This is a genomic window from Exiguobacterium sp. E4787 (genome assembly GCF_018618375.1).
Taxonomy (GTDB): Bacteria; Bacillota; Bacilli; order Exiguobacteriales; family Exiguobacteriaceae; genus Exiguobacterium; species Exiguobacterium chiriqhucha.
Map to the genome: position 1 here is coordinate 385,544 of NZ_JACSLY010000001.1, position 16,534 is coordinate 402,077.

14 protein-coding genes, 1 riboswitch and 1 other annotated feature are annotated in these 16,534 nt (G+C 53.3%); of the genes, 5 read left to right on the plus strand and 9 right to left on the minus strand.

Translation table 11 applies throughout. The features are described from left to right. Positions 1 to 52: 52 nt before the first annotated feature. Positions 53 to 763, minus strand: a complete 711-nt coding sequence (locus tag KNP80_RS02005; protein ID WP_214717591.1) for a pseudouridine synthase — start codon at positions 761 to 763, stop codon at positions 53 to 55. Then, positions 763 to 2,460 carry a putative polysaccharide biosynthesis protein gene (locus KNP80_RS02010; protein WP_214833451.1) on the minus strand — a complete coding sequence of 566 codons (1,698 nt, stop codon included), beginning with the start codon at positions 2,458 to 2,460 and terminating at the stop codon, positions 763 to 765. The genes KNP80_RS02005 and KNP80_RS02010 overlap by 1 nt, the downstream gene beginning before the upstream one ends. 128 nt (positions 2,461 to 2,588) lie before the next feature. Here KNP80_RS02010 and KNP80_RS02015 point away from each other — a divergent pair, with 128 nt between their 5' ends. After that, positions 2,589 to 3,863 carry a BaiN/RdsA family NAD(P)/FAD-dependent oxidoreductase gene (locus KNP80_RS02015; RefSeq protein ID WP_483297736.1) on the plus strand — a complete coding sequence of 425 codons (1,275 nt, stop codon included), beginning with the start codon at positions 2,589 to 2,591 and terminating at the stop codon, positions 3,861 to 3,863. A 44-nt stretch (positions 3,864 to 3,907) separates the two neighbouring features. Here KNP80_RS02015 and KNP80_RS02020 read toward each other — a convergent pair whose 3' ends face one another. From KNP80_RS02020 to KNP80_RS02035, 4 genes are all read right to left on the minus strand, one after another. Further along, positions 3,908 to 4,420: a pyrophosphohydrolase domain-containing protein gene (locus KNP80_RS02020; protein ID WP_214833454.1), complete on the minus strand. Its 513-nt coding sequence runs from the start codon at positions 4,418 to 4,420 to the stop codon at positions 3,908 to 3,910. Between the two features lie 14 nt (positions 4,421 to 4,434). Beyond that, a complete protein-coding gene (locus KNP80_RS02025) occupies positions 4,435 to 5,475 on the minus strand; it encodes a hypothetical protein (RefSeq protein WP_214831928.1) in 1,041 nt (346 codons plus the stop codon). A gap of 117 nt (positions 5,476 to 5,592) precedes the next feature. Continuing rightward, complete coding sequence (leuS, locus tag KNP80_RS02030; protein ID WP_029595145.1) at positions 5,593 to 7,998, minus strand: leucine--tRNA ligase; 2,406 nt, start codon at positions 7,996 to 7,998, stop codon at positions 5,593 to 5,595. Positions 7,999 to 8,036: 38 nt separating this feature from the next. Continuing rightward, positions 8,037 to 8,254 (minus strand) — a binding site (T-box leader). A gap of 42 nt (positions 8,255 to 8,296) precedes the next feature. Next, the gene (locus KNP80_RS02035; RefSeq protein ID WP_214833457.1) at positions 8,297 to 9,487 is read right to left on the minus strand and encodes an MDR family MFS transporter; all 1,191 of its coding nucleotides are present in this window, start codon (positions 9,485 to 9,487) and stop codon (positions 8,297 to 8,299) included. A 176-nt stretch (positions 9,488 to 9,663) separates the two neighbouring features. Here KNP80_RS02035 and mnmL point away from each other — a divergent pair, with 176 nt between their 5' ends. Further along, the gene (mnmL, locus tag KNP80_RS02040) at positions 9,664 to 10,641 is read left to right on the plus strand and encodes a tRNA modification radical SAM protein MnmL/YtqA (protein WP_214833460.1); all 978 of its coding nucleotides are present in this window, start codon (positions 9,664 to 9,666) and stop codon (positions 10,639 to 10,641) included. Next, positions 10,595 to 11,167 (plus strand): tRNA 5-(aminomethyl)-2-thiouridylate-methyltransferase MnmM, encoded by a 573-nt coding sequence (gene mnmM, locus KNP80_RS02045; RefSeq protein WP_214831932.1) that lies wholly within the window; start codon positions 10,595 to 10,597, stop codon positions 11,165 to 11,167. Before mnmL ends, mnmM begins: the two co-directional genes overlap by 47 nt. A gap of 32 nt (positions 11,168 to 11,199) precedes the next feature. Here mnmM and KNP80_RS02050 read toward each other — a convergent pair whose 3' ends face one another. Both KNP80_RS02050 and KNP80_RS02055 read right to left on the minus strand, forming a co-directional pair. Beyond that, the gene (locus tag KNP80_RS02050) at positions 11,200 to 11,916 is read right to left on the minus strand and encodes an alpha/beta fold hydrolase (RefSeq protein ID WP_021065554.1); all 717 of its coding nucleotides are present in this window, start codon (positions 11,914 to 11,916) and stop codon (positions 11,200 to 11,202) included. An 89-nt stretch (positions 11,917 to 12,005) separates the two neighbouring features. Then, the gene (locus KNP80_RS02055; RefSeq protein WP_214833463.1) at positions 12,006 to 12,476 is read right to left on the minus strand and encodes a GNAT family N-acetyltransferase; all 471 of its coding nucleotides are present in this window, start codon (positions 12,474 to 12,476) and stop codon (positions 12,006 to 12,008) included. Positions 12,477 to 12,640: 164 nt separating this feature from the next. On the opposite strand from KNP80_RS02055, the gene KNP80_RS02060 reads away from it, so the two are divergent. After that, positions 12,641 to 13,138 carry a hypothetical protein gene (locus KNP80_RS02060; RefSeq protein ID WP_214717600.1) on the plus strand — a complete coding sequence of 166 codons (498 nt, stop codon included), beginning with the start codon at positions 12,641 to 12,643 and terminating at the stop codon, positions 13,136 to 13,138. Between the two features lie 39 nt (positions 13,139 to 13,177). Here KNP80_RS02060 and metK read toward each other — a convergent pair whose 3' ends face one another. Beyond that, complete coding sequence (gene metK / locus KNP80_RS02065) at positions 13,178 to 14,386, minus strand: methionine adenosyltransferase (protein ID WP_214833466.1); 1,209 nt, start codon at positions 14,384 to 14,386, stop codon at positions 13,178 to 13,180. Positions 14,387 to 14,518: 132 nt separating this feature from the next. Continuing rightward, a riboswitch (SAM riboswitch) is annotated at positions 14,519 to 14,638 on the minus strand. 315 nt (positions 14,639 to 14,953) lie between these two features. Here metK and pckA point away from each other — a divergent pair. After that, positions 14,954 to 16,525: a phosphoenolpyruvate carboxykinase (ATP) gene (gene pckA, locus KNP80_RS02070; protein ID WP_214833469.1), complete on the plus strand. Its 1,572-nt coding sequence runs from the start codon at positions 14,954 to 14,956 to the stop codon at positions 16,523 to 16,525. Positions 16,526 to 16,534: the final 9 nt, after the last annotated feature.

Sequence of the window (16,534 nt, forward strand, 5' to 3'; positions counted from 1 at the left end):
TCCCTTTTTTTGCGCCCAAAAAGGCACGTGTCGGCTGACACGTGCCTTCATTTCATGTAAAAAACAAGTCGACTTCCTCTTCGCTCAACTCCCGATACGCACCGGGTTCGAGCGTCGGGTCGAGCTCGAGCGCACCGATTTGGACCCGTTCAAGCCGCTCGACGTGTTTGCCGACCGCGGCAATCATCCGTTTTACTTGATGGTACTTCCCTTCCGAGAGCGTCAGACGGACCGTCGAACGACGTCCGGATTTGCTGATGAGCTCAAGGCGGGCCGGTTTCGTCGTATAGCCGTCCTCAAGCTCGACACCCTCTGCGAAGTGACGGACATCGTCTGTCGTCATCTCCCCGTCAACTTCGGCGACATACACTTTGTCGACATGTTTACGCGGTGACATGAGCGCATGATTGAACGCCCCATCGTTTGTGAGGAGCAACAGACCGGTCGTGTCCTTGTCGAGACGTCCGACCGGGAACAACTCGTAATGGGCGTAGGACGGGTCAATCAAATCGACAACCGTCGATTCGACCTTGTCCTCGGTCGCACTGATGACACCTGCTGGCTTGTTCATCATCAAGTAGACGAACGGTTTGTACTCGACGACCTCGCCTTGCACGGTCACCCGTTCCGTTTCAAGGTTGACTTGGCGTTTCGCGTCTTTGACAGGTTGGTCATCGACACGGACGACCCCTTGTTTCAGTAAAATCTTGACGTCTTTGCGCGAACCGTATCCCATGTTCGCCAATAATTTATCAATTCGCATTAAGCTTTCCTCCGATACTGGAATCGTTTCCCTAATAGTTTTCCGGCCAAGTGGCTTCTCCACCCGAGATAGCCGTACACGACGAGACCGATTCCGAAACCGACAATTGTGGCAACGATATCATTGCCCCAACTCGGTTCATTCCTGAGCGTGACGAATAGTGAGCCATACACGACAATAAACATCGCGCCACCCATGGCAAACATGAGCATCGTCCGACGCAACAGTTGCTTATAAGGGAACTGGAGCGCCCGTTGGATTTTCCAAATCATGAGGATAATCGCGACGATATAACCGACAATCGTCGCATAACCAGCGCCGATCCCGCCGAGTGCATACACGAACGGTACGTTGAGCACAGCTTTCGTGATGAGACCCATCGCCGTCGCGAAGATTGTGAAATATTGACGGTTAATCCCTTGCAGGATGGCCGCAGCTACCGAGTAATAAGCGAGGAAGAACGCACTCGGCGCGTAGTGAAGCAGGTAGACCCACCCTTCGCGGTCACCTGGGAACAGCGTCCCGAACAACGGCTCCGCGAGCGCGACCAATCCGATGACGGCCGGGATGGTGACAAAGAACGATACTTGGAAAATATGGTTCACTTGATTGCGGACTTTGTTCATATCGCCGTGCGTGAACGATTTTGTCACGAGCGGAATGGTCGCCATCGACACACTCGCCGCGATCGACACCGGAATCAACACGATTTTATGGGCGTTCCCGGTCAGGAATCCGAACGCGGACGTCGCTTCGGCGACCGACTTCCCAGAGTTGAGCAACGTATTGACCATCGTCAACTGGTCGACGAACTGATAGAGCGGCGTCGACAGACCGACCATGACGATTGGAATCGAGTAGCTGAGCAACTCGAGCAAAAGTGACTTCATCGAGCGGACCGGTGTGCCGGCCGGATTATCGGTTTGACGATGGATGTCTTTCCGTTTTCGCCAGTACATGGCGAGCACGACGATACTCCCGATCGCACCGATAAAGGCACTGAACGTCGCAATCGTGACGGCGAGCACTTTCAAGCCGTTCAACTCCGTCGTTGCCACTGCCGCGGTCCCACCGAGTGAATCGGCGAGCGGACGAATGAGTGCCGAGTCCGAGAAGACGAACAAGACGAGCATCGTCCCGCTGAGTAGGAACATGATGCGGACGATCTGTTCGATGACTTGGGAGATGGCCGTCGGGGCCATATCCTGATGTCCTTGGAAATAGCCGCGCACCATACTCATCGCCGGAATGAGCAAGAGTGCGAAACTGACGCTACGCGTCACGAGCGTCAACGAGTCGATATATTGCTGATTGTTCTCCGAGTTTCGGACCATGAGTTCCGATAACCACGGTGCTGAGAAGAACAGTAATAAAAAAGCGACGACTCCGGTCACGAGCATCAGCTTCATCCCTTGGCGGAACAAGCGCTGACTCGTGCCATATTCGCCGAGCGCATTATACTTGGCGATGAATTTCGATACGGCCACGGGAATCCCCGCCGTCGAAATGGCAATCATGAGCGCATAATAGGTGTACGCCGCCTGATAGAGCGTGACACCGGCAATCCCGACCATCGCTTGGAACGGGAACGTATAGAGCAGTCCGAGTGCACGTGAAATCAAATTTCCGGCTGACAGCAGCAGCGTGCCTTTGACGAAGGACTCTCGTCCTGAATCTTGTTTGACGCTTGATGACATGAGATACCTCCATCTATTGTTTCACAACTAATGTACCTAATTTTACAAAACGACCGTTTCTCATTATACTCTTACTGTTGCAGATAATAAAGTTACGAATTTGATTTGAAAGAGAAACGAGGGATACCATGATGAAAGATGTAATCGTCATCGGAGGAGGCCCAAGCGGTCTGATGGCGACCTATGCCGCCGCCAAAGCCGGAGCGAACACGCTCCTAATTGATAAAGGTTCGAAGCTCGGACGCAAGCTCGCCATTTCTGGCGGAGGACGCTGTAACGTGACGAACCGTAAGCCCGTCGACGAGTTGATTCAATTCATCCCGGGGAACGGACGCTTCTTATATAGCGCCCTCGCCCAGTTCGACAACCAGTCGATTATCGACTTGTTCACCGGGTTCGGCATCCCTTTAAAAGAGGAAGATAACGGCCGGATGTTCCCGGTGACGGATAAAGCGCAAGACGTCGTCAACACGCTCCTCGAGGCCATCGACCAACTCGGTGTCGAGATTCGCAAAAATGCGAAAGTGAAGACGCTCCATTTTAATGAAGCAAATGAGTTCGAAGCGGTCGAACTCGAGGACGGAGAGCGGATTGAGGCCGGTGCTTGCGTCATCGCTGTCGGTGGACAATCCGTCCCTCACACCGGCTCGACCGGGGACGGCTATCCATGGGCCGAGAAAGCCGGCCATACGATCACCGAGCTGTTCCCGACCGAAGTACCGATTTTGTTGAACGATGCGTTCATCGGCACGAAACAACTTCAAGGGTTGTCGCTCCGTGACGTCGCCCTCACCGTTCACGCCAAGAAAGGCAAGCCGATTAAGACACACCGCGGCGACATGATTTTCACGCATTTCGGCATTTCGGGTCCGATTGCCCTCCGGTGCAGTCAATATACGATTAAAGAACGCAAACGTAGCAAAGAGCGCGTCGTCGCCCTCTCGCTCGACTTGTTCCCGGACATGGCACGTGACGAGCTGTATCAAGAGCTTTGGAACCAAGTACAAGACCAACCGAAGCGGGCCGTCAAGAACGTCTGGAAAGGATTCATCCCGGAACGGATGCTCGACTTGTTGTTGGCCGACCTCGCGTTCGGCGAAGAGGACGCGAGCCAACTGAAGAAACAATCGGTCATCGATTTCGCGACCCGATTGAAGACGTTCGAGTTGCACGCCACCGGAACGCTCGATTTCGATAAAGCGTTCGTCACGGGCGGCGGCGTTTCCGTCAAAGAAATCGCCCCACAAACGATGATGTCGAAGAAAGCAGACGGCTTGTTTTTCGCCGGCGAAGTGCTCGATATTCACGGCTATACGGGTGGTTATAACATCACGGCCGCCTTCACGACCGGACACTGTGCCGGTTCACACGCGGCACAGTTCGCGGTACGCACGACCGTATAAAAAAAGAGAGTCGATCGCACGTGCGATCGGCTCTCTTTTTAGTGTCACTGTTTTGCTTCAAGTTGACGTCTTACTTCCGCCTCGAGCTCTGGCTCGGGTGGCAACCAGCCTTCCGGCTTCATGACTTTATTGTCTGACTCACGGAGGATCGGCTTGCCGTCTGGTCCGAGCTTCGCCATATTGGCACGCTGCACGATTTCAAACAACGGAACCGGGTCGAGCCCGAGTTCGACGAAACTGCCCATCACGAAATAGAGGGCGTCCGTGAGCGCATCACCTTGTCCGACGAGGCGAGCGACGTCGTCCGTCGGCGGTGCGTCTTGGAGCGATTTTTGAACCGCCTGTTCGAATCCTTGTTGGAACGTGGCGACGGCAGCAAGGAACTCTTCTTCATTCCGTGCCGATTGATGTAAAAATTCGACGACAGCTTCTTCTGCCGTCCAGACCGAACGTTTGACGGCACGGTCTAAGCCGAGCGGTTGCGGTGCACTCGCCTCCGGGTGTCCGAATGTCTTGTGGAACTGGCGAACCTCTTCATAAAAGTAACGTTTGCTCATCTCATTCTCTCCTATCAGTCGACCGAGACGAAATCGTCAAGGTCGAACACATCTGGTCGCACGATGGCGAATATCTCATTGTCTTGCAGGAACATGCCGGTCGAGCCGTAGACGCGGGGTGTCACCATCTGTCCGTTCATCGTCCCTTCGTCCGGGTTGACCGTATAGAGGACGAGTTCTTCCGAATCAAGGACGTAAATGCGCCCTTGGCGTTCGACGAGGCCGACACCGCGGAAGTTCTCGAACTTCTGTTGAATCGAGGCGCTCATTCCTTCGGTCGTGAGCGGTTTTCTCGACTCGACAGCCCATTCCGTCTTCGGTTCCGGTGCTGCTTCAGCATCTGCTTCATCTGTCGTCGATGTCGAATCGTCGTCTGAATCGGTTTCCGACGATGTATCCGTTTCCGCCTCACTGTCGTCGACTGTCTCTTCCTCGAGCGTCCGTTCTTGGACGTACAACAGTTCTACATCCGGCGTGTCCTCCAAACGGCTCATGATAATCAATCGTTTCGTCTCTTCATCGTAACCGAGGCCGAACAACCGATCTGTCGAGGCGATTCCTTTAATCAATTTGCGTCGTTGTTCCGTCCAACGGCCTTCTACCCGCTCGATTGTCACAAGAACCCCGTTCGCCGTGACGGCATATATCTTGTCTTCGGAAATCATGCGCATGCCGATGAACTCGCCGAACCGATAGGGTTGCGCTTCGTTCTCCAATATGAGCGACGAATTTACGCGATTGGCGTTCCCGCTCACTTCGAAGAACTCTTTATTTTTCGTCAAGACGAGATACGATCCGATCGTGTCACTATAGTACACTTCATCAATCTCTTGAATCTGTTCGAGGGCATCGGTCGTATCGATGTCCTCCTCGTCCGGCGAGGCTTCGACGGGAGGTACCGAAGTCGATTGATGGCTCGTTTGAATATCGATTTTCTCAAACGTCGAGGCGATTTGGCTTTGGATGTCCTCGTCCGAAAAGACGAACACATAGCATAAAATCACTCCGACGACGACGGCAAATAGCGTCGTATATAGTACGTATGAACGTTTCATGGACGTTTCGTCCCCTTTATATGCAGTATCGCCCTTTAGTGTAACAAACCCGACCCGAAAAGAAAACGACATGACGAAAAAGAAAGGAACGTGTGACAATGTCACACATTCCTTTGCTTATCCAACGACGATATTGACAAGTTTTCCTGGAACGACAATCACTTTGCGGACCGTCTTTCCTTCCGTGAACTCTTGAACGCGTTCGTTCGCAAGCGCATCGGCCTCGAGCGCTTCTTTCGAAGCGTCGCGGGCCACGTGCATCTTCGCACGAAGCTTCCCGTTCACTTGGATGACGACCTCAATCGTGTCGCTGACTAGTTTCGACTCATCGAACGTCGGCCATGCCGCGTACGTCAAGTCTTCTGTCATGCCGAGACGTTCCCATAACTCTTCGGCCAAGTGTGGCGCGACTGGGGAGAGCATCTTGATGAAGTTGACCATCTCTTGTTTTGGAAGCGTGTCTTGTTTGTACGCCTCGTTGATGAAGACCATGAGTTGCGAGATTGCCGTGTTGAAACGGAGCGCCTCGTAGTCTTCTGTCACTTTCTTCACAGTCTGATGGTACGTCCGTTCGAAGTCGGCCGTCGGAGCGCCGTCCGTGAGCTCCGTCTGGTCGAACAAGCGCCAGACACGGTCAAGGAAGCGACGAGCGCCGTCAAGGCCGTTCGTCGACCAGGCGATGGCTGCGTCGAGCGGTCCCATGAACATCTCGTAAAGGCGAAGCGTGTCAGCACCGTGCGATTTGATGATATCGTCCGGGTTGACGACGTTCCCTTTTGACTTCGACATCTTCTCGTTGTTCTCACCGAGAATCATCCCTTGGTTATAAAGCTTTTGGAACGGCTCGTTCGTTGGAACAATGCCGATATCATAGAGCACTTTATGCCAGAAGCGAGCGTAGAGCAAGTGAAGGACCGCGTGCTCCGTACCGCCGATATATAAGTCGACCGGAAGCCAGCGCTTCAACTTCTCTGGGTCCGCGATCATGTCTTCATTGTGCGGATCGATGAAGCGAATGTAGTACCAACAGCTACCGGCCCATTGTGGCATCGTGTTCGTCTCGCGACGCCCCTTCTCACCGGTAACCGGATCCGTGTACGTCAACCACTCGTCGGCGTTCGCAAGCGGTGATTCTCCCGTACCCGACGGCTTGATTTCATCGATAATCGGGAGTTCGAGCGGAAGCTCTTCAATCGCAACGGTCTTGAGCGTACCGTCTTCCATATGAATGATTGGAATCGGCTCGCCCCAATAGCGTTGACGGCTGAACAACCAATCGCGGAGACGATACGTCGTCTTCGCACGGCCAGTGCCGGCGAGTTCGAGTTCTTCGATGATTTTGGCGATCGCGTCGGCTTTATTGAGGCCGTCCAAGCTGCCTGAGTTGACGTGGACGCCGTCCTCGACGTAAGCCGCCTCATCCAAGTTGCCGCCTGTGACGACTTCACGGATCGGAAGGTCGAACGTCTTCGCGAACTCATAGTCGCGCTCATCATGTCCAGGTACGGCCATGACCGCGCCCGTGCCGTATGTCGACAACACGTAGTCAGCGATCCAAATCGGAAGCTTCTCCCCGTTGACCGGGTTGATGGCGTAAGCGCCGGTAAATACACCCGTCTTCTCTTTGGCGAGATCGGTCCGTTCGAGGTCTGTCTTTTTCGAGACTTCTTCGACGTATGCTTCGATGGCGACGACTTGTTCCGGTGTCGCGATCGCTTTCACGAACGGGTGCTCCGGTGCGAGCGTGACGTATGTCGCGCCGTAAAGTGTGTCCGGACGTGTTGTGAACACCGTCACGACTTTATCGTGACCGTCGACTTTGAAATCGACTTCGGCCCCGACCGACTTGCCGATCCAGTTGCGTTGCATCTCTTTAACGCTGTCTGGCCAGTCAAGCCCTTCTAAATCATCGAGCAACCGCTCGGCGTATTCTGTGATACGAAGCACCCACTGCTTCATCGGCACACGGTAAACCGGGTGGCTTCCCCGCTCCGACAATCCGTCGATGACTTCTTCGTTGGCGAGTACCGTCCCGAGGGCCGGGCACCAGTTGACGGCGACTTCGTCGACATAGGCGAGTCCGCGGTCATGAAGTTGTGTGAAGATCCATTGCGTCCACTTGTAGTATTTCGGGTCGGTCGTGCTGATTTCACGGTCCCAATCGTACGAGAAACCGAGCTCTTTCAATTGGCGGCGGAATGTGCCGATGTTGCGCTCTGTGAACTCGCGCGGGTCGTTCCCTGTGTCGAGGGCATATTGCTCGGCCGGAAGACCGAACGCGTCCCAACCCATTGGATGGAGGACATTGAAGCCTTGCATCCGTTTCATGCGGGCGATGATGTCCGTCGCCGTGTAACCTTCCGGGTGACCGACGTGAAGTCCGGCTCCTGACGGATAAGGGAACATATCAAGTACGTAGAAACACTCCTTGTCCGGGTCCTCCGTCGTCCGGAATGCGTCTTTCTCGTCCCAACGCTTTTGCCATTTCGGCTCGATGTCTTGATGTTTAAAATAGTCCAACATTCATCCTCCTCTGCATAATAAAAAGCCTTCCGCCCCGGTAATGGGACGAAAGGCTTGAAAGCTCTCCGCGGTACCACCCATGTTGCATTTCTGCCACTTGAGACGCCGGTAACGAGGCGTAACTTCGGTTCACCCTACTCTAGTTCAGGCGAACTGCTCCAAGGCGAGTTCTCGCGGTCCACATACCGGTTTCCACCAACCACCGGCTCTCTATACATATAGACGTCACGATACTATTCCTCTTCAACACATGTGTTTTATCTCACTCGTTCATTTTAGCCCAATCCGTTTTAGAGCGTCAACTTGATTTTTCTGGCATCCGGATGTCCTTCATGAAAATAAAGAACGCGAGTGCGATCGCCGTAAGCAAGAAGAGCATCGTAAAGACAGCGCCAATCCCGAATACGTCATAGACGAGACCCGATAAGGTCGGACCGATCATCCGACCGACCGAGGCCGCGATATTGACGAGACCTTGGAACTGACCAGCTTTCCCGGGCGGTGCGAGTTTCGCCGCAATCGTCGGGACGGCCGGCCAAATGAACATCTCCCCGATCGTCATGACGACCATCGCGACCATGAACATCGTAAAGCCGCCCGCGAACGGGACCACCGCGAAAGCGGCGAGAAAGATGATGGCGCCGACGATGAGTTGCTTCTTCAAATCATCTTTAAAGTAACGAAGCACCCGGTTGAGGAGCGGCTGGGCGAATACGATTAAGGCACCGTTCACCGTCCAAAGGAGCGAATACTGGCTAATCGTCACGCCGAGATCTTTCGAATGGACGGCGATCGTGCCTTGCCATTGCACGTAAACGAACCAAAGCGCCGCGTAACCGATGGCGACGAACCACATCGATTTCATCGTTGCGGCAGAGAGCGTCGTCGCAGCAGCTTCGAGCTGCGATTGAACGACCGGACGGACCGGGTCTTTCAAGTAACGAAGTCCGAACAAGAGCACGACGACGAACAAGACCGACAAGAAGAAGTTCGCATAGAAAATCAACTCGATATCGATGCGCGCAATCTGTCCGCTCATCGCTGTCCCGAGGGCGACCCCGACGTTTTGGGCGACGTAAATCGCGTTGAATGAGCGACGTCCCCCTTCCGGCCAAATCAAGCCGGCAAAGGCGTATACCGTCGGGAAGACGAGACCACCGGAGAAGCCGATTAATCCGAGCCAACCTAAGTAGCCGAGGAACGTGGCATGGAACAACAAGAACCCGAGCGAGCTCACGAGCAACAATCCGACCGAGAGGATGAGCGTCCGCTTCCCGCCGATGCGGTCGAACAGCGTGCCCCCGATATAGTTCCCGGCGATGGCGAGCGCCGAGTTGACGAGGAGTGCCACCCCTGCGAGCGTCATCGACTCGCCTAAATATCCATTTATATAAAGTGTGTTAAATGGCCATAAAAAAGACGCCGCCGTCGTATTGAGCGCCATCGCGATGACCAAAATCCATACCGAAATCGGCATTTTGTTGTTCATACCAGTTACTCCTTTCACTCCCGTTAAACGATAAAAATTCGGCACGACGGCCGAATCAAAAATAAGTCCTCCTCCAAGCTAACGGAACACTCCATAAGTGTCAAGAAAAATTACTTATTATGAAATAACGGTGCCTCGTCTTTGTGATAGCATGAGCAAAGAAGGAGAGGATATTCATGCAACATCCGTTTGGCGAAGCCAGATATCACAAATTAAATGAAGCATATCGCCGCGAGTTCGGCCGGAAAGTGTTCAAAGTACCGCTCGACGGCGGCTTCACTTGTCCGAACCGGGACGGACTCGTCTCGAAGGGCGGGTGTACGTTCTGCTCGGATGACGGAAGTGGCGACTTCGCCGGCAACGCCTGTGATCCGATTTCGGTCCAATTCGCCGAAGTGAAGGCGCGGCTGCACCGAAAATGGAAACACGCCAGTTACATCGCCTACTTCCAAGCGTTCAGCAACACGTATGCCCCCGTCGCCCGGCTCCGGGAATTATTCGAACCCGCCCTTGAGGAGGACGGTGTCGTCGGTCTATCGATTGCGACCCGACCGGACTGTCTGCCGGACGACGTCGTCGACTATCTCGCCGAGTTGAATGAACGGACGTCACTCACGGTCGAACTCGGCCTGCAGACGATTCACGATGTGACGGCGAGGAAAATCAATCGTGGTCACGACTACAGGACGTTCTTGGAAGGACTCGACAAACTCCGGCGACGCCAGATCAGCGTCGTTGTCCATATCATCAACGGCCTGCCAGGCGAGACGACGGACATGATGCTCGACACAGCGCGAGAAGTTGCTAAAATGGACGTACAAGGAATCAAGATCCATTTGCTCCACGTCTTGAAACAGACACCGCTCGCCAGACAATACGAAAAAGGATTGCTCGAGCTCATGGACGAGGCGACTTACGTCTCGCTCGTCTGCGATCAATTGGAAGTATTGCCGCCCGAGATGGTCATCCATCGTTTGACCGGTGACGGGCCGCCTGATCTGTTGATTGGTCCGACGTGGAGCCGGCACAAGATGGCCGTCCTGAACGCCATCGATGCCGAATTAATGCGTCGTGATTCTTTCCAAGGAAAAAAGAAGGATGAGAGCCATGGGATTAATGAGAGTTTTACCGTTCGCAAAATACCTACTTCGTGAACATGTCACGCCTGGTGCCATTGCCATCGATATGACGGCCGGCAACGGGCACGATACATTGTTTTTAGCCGAACTCGTCGAGGAGACGGGACACGTTTATGCGTTCGACGTTCAAGCAGCAGCGGTCGAGGCGACACGCACTCGTATCGAGGAAGCAGCATTGACGGACCGCGTCACTGTTATCCACGACAGCCACGACACGGTCCAAAAAATTGTGGCGGACGAGACACGTCCGATCACGGCGGCCGTGTTCAATCTCGGTTATTTACCAGGGAGCGACAAGACGGTCACGACGTCTGGCAATACGACCATCGACGCCCTCGAGCAACTGCTCGACGTCATGGCCGTCGGCGGCGTCATCGTCGTCGTCATCTACCATGGCCATGAGAGCGGCAAAGTCGAGCGCGACGAGGTGCTCGCCTACGTTGAGGCGCTCGATCAAAAGCGGGCCGGTGTCCTCCGCTACGGTTTCATCAATCAAATCAATCATCCCCCGTTCATCGTGGCGATTGAAAAACGAGCATAAAAAAACAGGCGACTCATGCGAGTCGCCTGTTTTCATTCTCGAATCAATTCATAAAACGTGATGAGCGTCTCCGCGAACTTCGTATTCAATCGTTCATAGCCGAAGTGCGGGAACCCTTCAAGCCGGCGGATATACACTTGGTCGCCGCCGATTTTCCGGCAGACGTTGAGTGTCAATTTCACATCGGCGAAGCGATCGTCCGGTGCGTAGAAACAAGCGAGCGGCAGACGCGGCAAATGTTTCTTCTCTTCTTGATGCTCGACGATTTCCTCTTCGATTTCACGGTATTGACCGTACGTGATCTCCCCGAAGCGCGACGACTCTTCCCCGCCACCCATGAACGTCATCATGCCGAGCGGAAGGTCAGGACGGAAACGGTCGACCGCACTGGCCACGACTTGTTTCAGTCCGCCGATTTGGCGGGACGGATGCCAGTCGAACAGCGGTGAGATGTACGTCAGACTGCCGAGCGGCACGTCATATTCCTGGAGCAAGCGGTTCGTCAACAACGCCCCGAGACTGAACGCGATGACGTGAATCGGCAGCTTGTACTGACTCGCCTCACGTAACGTGTTCTTGATTAACAATTTATGGTCTTCTGCCGTCAAACCGACCGTCTGGCCGGTCACGACGAGGACTTCATACTCGTCCCGCAACCGTCCTAAAAACGCTTCACTCAAACGCGACGTGAACTGGAGCGGATACACGATCACGATGACCCCTTTTCGTGATTCTTCTTCATAAGCCATGCTGTCACCTCATTTTGTTATCACATATCTTTATACTAACAAAAAACATCAGCCGAGACTGATGTTTGGTTGAAAATCCGTCTAGGGTCTTAGCGCGGGTCGTACCGTAAATGAATCAGTTCCATCGGTTGATCGTACACTTCCTCTTGGATTCGATTCAGTTCGATGAACGCCTCATGACTCAAGAAAGCGATGGCTTGCTCGTTCGAGCTTTCGATGTACAGCTCGATCGGTTGGACTTTCCGTTCCCGTAGATGCGACAACAGTGCCGTCCCTAGGCCTTGACGGTGATGAGCCGGATGAAGATAGAGACGGAGTACTTCCCATGTGTCCCCGCGGTCGATGGCGTGATAGAAGCCGATGACGTCGCCTTCGGCCTCACCGACAATGAACAACTGCTCTTTCGCTTCCTCGCTTGAACTGATGGCGCGGACGATCTCTTCTTGTTGATAGGCGCGTTCCATTACTTTCGAACGAACCTCGTCTCGTTCACTGACCGTCGCGAGCGCAATGTCGCGGATGGTGGCGGCATCTTCTGGCACGGCTTCTCGAATCTTCATAACGGCATCCCCCTTTTGGCCAATCTAGTAGTAACATTCCCCATCAACAAAAAAATATCCTGCCCGTTCATTACTTTTTGATGTCGAAATGAGGGAAGACGTTATTTTCCATTTTGTGTCGGGTATAAGAGTATCAATGCCAACTTACAAAAAGGAGTGTTATCATGGAACCGAAATTGCAGCATGACCCACAAGTCGAGCAATCCAATCATCCGAACCGTCAGTTTGAACAAACGAGCACAGGAGGTCCAAAAATCACAGTCGTGACCGGGATGCTCCTCGGCGCCCTCGTCGGCGGCCTGCTCGCCTTACTTAGCACGTCGAACCGTGAGAACACGAAACAGTCGTTCTCGAGCGCGAAGTCATCGGTCGGCGGTCTCGTCGATACGGTCAAGCAAGACCCGGCCGGAACGGCGTCACAGGTCATCGGTCAAGTGAAAGCAGCGACCGAGGTCATTCAAGACGTCGCGACCGACGTGCAAAACGTCTATGAAAAAGTCGCCGGTGAAGTTGATACGGTCAAACAAGACGTGAACAAAGTCGTCGGGACGGCGCAAGAAGCGAAATCGGATTTACAATCAATCGGCGAGAAAGTCGTCGAAGCGAAAGATACGGCACTTGGCAAAGAGAACACGACAACTGAACATAAGCCGCAAACCTAAAGAAAACGACCTTTCGAGTGAAAGGTCGTTTTTCTATGCTTATGCGAAGCGTTTCGCGCCTTCTTCGAGCACTGCCGCTTTATCCGTTTGCTCCCATGGGAGTTCCACGTCTGTACGACCGAAGTGGCCGTAAGCTGCTGTCTGCTTGTAGATTGGGCGACGAAGGTCGAGCATCTTGATGATACCCGCCGGACGGAGGTCGAAGTTCTCACGAACGAGTTCGACGAGCTCAGTCTCGCTCAATTTGCCTGTGCCGAACGTATCGACCGCAATCGATACCGGGTGAGCAACACCGATTGCGTAAGCAAGTTGAACTTCTGCTTTGTCAGCGAGTCCCGCTGCGACGAGGTTTTTCGCCACGTAACGAGCTGCATATGCTGCTGAACGGTCAACTTTGGTAGGATCTTTACCTGAGAACGCGCCGCCGCCGTGACGTGCGTATCCACCGTACGTATCGACGATGATTTTGCGTCCTGTAAGGCCTGCATCCCCTTGTGGTCCACCGATTACGAAGCGGCCAGTCGGGTTGATGAAGTATTTTGTTTCCGCGTCGATGAGTTCAGCCGGGATGACTGCATCGATGACGTGCTTTTTCAAATCAGCTTGGATTTGCTCGAGCGTGATGTCTTCTGCGTGTTGTGTCGAGATGACGATTGTGTCGATGCGAACTGGGTTGTTCGCTTCGTCGTATTCGACTGTCACTTGTGTCTTACCGTCTGGGCGAAGGTAAGCGAGCGTGCCGTTTTTACGAACTTCTGCCAAACGACGTGACAATTTGTGAGCGAGTGAAATCGGGAGCGGCATGAGTTCCGGCGTCTCTTTTGTTGCGTAACCGAACATGAGACCTTGGTCACCAGCACCGATCGCATCGATTTCTTCTTCAGTCATTTGTCCTTCACGAGCTTCGAGCGCTTGGTCAACACCTTGCGCGATGTCTACCGATTGCTCATCGATCGATGTGAGGACTGCACAAGTCTCTGCATCGAAACCATATTTCGCACGTGTGTAGCCGATCTCACGAACAGTTTCACGAACAACTTTCGGGATATCCACGTAAGTTGATGTTGTGATTTCACCTGCTACGAGCACGAGACCTGTTGTGACAGACGTCTCAGCCGCAACGCGGGCGTTTGGATCTTCAGCTAAAATTGCATCCAAAATCGCATCTGAGATTTGGTCACAAATTTTATCCGGATGTCCTTCCGTGACGGACTCCGAAGTGAAAAGTCGACGGTTCAAGTTTGCCATTTCGAAAAACCTCCTATAATAAAGGGTGATGTGTGGACGGTACTCGTTCCCCTTACGCGTTGCTTTGGGACGGTAATGAAAAAAACCTCTCGCCATGTTCAAATGGGAAAGGTTGAATCGTTCTTCCTTACCCTCTTATCGTTCGAAGCTTACGCTTCGCTTCAGGATAGCACCTTTTCCGAATAACAATGAAAAATCGGACGGTTGCTGGGCTTCGTAGGGCCTTGTTCCCTCCACCGCTCAGAATAAGAGTATCCGTTACGAAGACCATCATATAAATGACACCCCGTTCTGTCAAGCGTATCGACCGAATTCGTCAAACTTTTCACAAACGGTCAAATAGTTATGTTTGTGAAATATCAAACATTTTTTTGTCCGTTTTGGTTTTTGTACTATGACCTGGTACAGAATATGTTAGAATGACAATGTAAGAAAGCGCTTACTTTAAAGGGTAAAAAATGCTTGTCTTTGATTAGTATGTCACATATAATAAAAACGTCATACTGATTAAACGCGGAAGTATGCGGATTTCATCCACATCTATTTAGGGGAAAGGTGGGATTCAGGATGGCTACAACGCTCCTGAAAATCGAAGAATTAATTAAAGGTGCCGACATGATGCGGAACTTGACGGTTCCAGAACTGGTGGAAGAAGCCATTCACAACGGTGAGGGCGTACTGACGAAAGACGGGGCTTTATCGGTCAGTACTGGGAAATTCACAGGACGGTCACCGAAAGACAAATTCGTCGTGCAAGATGAAGTCAGCAACCATTTAGTAGACTGGGGTCCGGTCAACCAACCGATCGCGGAAGAGAAGTTCACCGCGCTGCTCGACAAAGTGTTGACGCACCTCGAAACGAAAGACAAGCTTTATTATCTCGAGGCGTCTGCAGGGGCAGACGAGCACTATACGCTCCCGGTCCGTGCCATCACGGAATACGCGTGGCACAACTTGTTCGCCAAACAGTTGTTCTTGCGCGAATGGCCGACGAAAGGTGCCTTCGAGCCATTCACGGTCATCTATGCACCGAGTTATAAGGCCGACCCAGTCGTCGACGGGACGAACTCCGAAACGTTTATTCTCGTCTCATTCGCCAAGCGGACCATTCTGATCGGGGGAACAGAATACGGCGGCGAGATTAAAAAATCGATTTTCTCGGTCATGAACTTCTTGTTGCCGGAACAACATGTGTTATCGATGCACTGCTCGGCAAACGTATCGGACGCCGGCGAGACGGCCCTCTTCTTCGGTCTATCGGGAACTGGGAAGACGACACTGTCGGCCGACCCGGAACGTCATTTGATTGGGGATGACGAGCACGGTTGGTCACCCGACGGCGTCTTCAATATCGAGGGCGGTTGCTACGCGAAGACGATCAATTTGTCGCGCGAGAACGAGCCGGAAATCTACGATGCCATCCGTTTCGGCTCATTGATTGAGAACGTCGTCTTGGACGAGAACCGGGCACCGGATTATAAGAATATCTCGCTCACCGAGAACACACGGGCCGCCTATCCGATTCAATTCATCGATAACGCGATGCTTCCGTCACGGGCCGGTCATCCGAACACGATCGTCTTCTTGACGGCCGATGCATACGGGGTATTGCCTCCAATCAGCAAATTGACGAAAGAGCAGGCGATGTACCACTTCTTGTCAGGGTATACGTCAAAACTCGCCGGCACGGAGCGCGGCGTCACTGAACCACAGGCGACGTTCTCGACCTGCTTCGGGTCACCGTTCTTGCCACTCGCACCGGAGCGCTATGCGGACATGCTCGGTACGCTGATTGAGAAGCACGACGTCGACGTCTATCTCGTCAACACGGGTTGGACCGGGGGCGCGTACGGAGAAGGATCACGGATGAAGCTCGCCTATACACGGGCGATGGTGAACGCGGCGGTCAACGGCAAATTGCGTGACGTCGAGACGACGCGCCACGACATTTTCAATGTCGAGATTCCACGCCACATTGATGGCGTGCCAGGCGACGTGCTCAATCCGCGGGACACATGGAAAGACGGAGCGCGCTACGATGCCGAGGCAACGGCGCTCGCCCGGAAGTTCCAGGACAATTTCAAACGATTCACGAAAGCGAGTGAGGCGGTCGTTGCGGCCGGACCAATCATCGTATAACGAAAAATG

Coding starts and splice junctions, on each gene's coding strand:
- KNP80_RS02005 (WP_214717591.1), bottom strand. CDS start 763: ATGCGAATTGATAAATTATTGGCGAACATGGGATACGGTTCGCGCAAA.
- KNP80_RS02010 (WP_214833451.1), bottom strand. CDS start 2,460: ATGTCATCAAGCGTCAAACAAGATTCAGGACGAGAGTCCTTCGTCAAA.
- KNP80_RS02015 (WP_483297736.1), top strand. CDS start 2,589: ATGATGAAAGATGTAATCGTCATCGGAGGAGGCCCAAGCGGTCTGATG.
- KNP80_RS02020 (WP_214833454.1), bottom strand. CDS start 4,420: ATGAGCAAACGTTACTTTTATGAAGAGGTTCGCCAGTTCCACAAGACA.
- KNP80_RS02025 (WP_214831928.1), bottom strand. CDS start 5,475: ATGAAACGTTCATACGTACTATATACGACGCTATTTGCCGTCGTCGTC.
- leuS (WP_029595145.1), bottom strand. CDS start 7,998: ATGTTGGACTATTTTAAACATCAAGACATCGAGCCGAAATGGCAAAAG.
- KNP80_RS02035 (WP_214833457.1), bottom strand. CDS start 9,487: ATGAACAACAAAATGCCGATTTCGGTATGGATTTTGGTCATCGCGATG.
- mnmL (WP_214833460.1), top strand. CDS start 9,664: ATGCAACATCCGTTTGGCGAAGCCAGATATCACAAATTAAATGAAGCA.
- mnmM (WP_214831932.1), top strand. CDS start 10,595: ATGGGATTAATGAGAGTTTTACCGTTCGCAAAATACCTACTTCGTGAA.
- KNP80_RS02050 (WP_021065554.1), bottom strand. CDS start 11,916: ATGGCTTATGAAGAAGAATCACGAAAAGGGGTCATCGTGATCGTGTAT.
- KNP80_RS02055 (WP_214833463.1), bottom strand. CDS start 12,476: ATGAAGATTCGAGAAGCCGTGCCAGAAGATGCCGCCACCATCCGCGAC.
- KNP80_RS02060 (WP_214717600.1), top strand. CDS start 12,641: ATGGAACCGAAATTGCAGCATGACCCACAAGTCGAGCAATCCAATCAT.
- metK (WP_214833466.1), bottom strand. CDS start 14,386: ATGGCAAACTTGAACCGTCGACTTTTCACTTCGGAGTCCGTCACGGAA.
- pckA (WP_214833469.1), top strand. CDS start 14,954: ATGGCTACAACGCTCCTGAAAATCGAAGAATTAATTAAAGGTGCCGAC.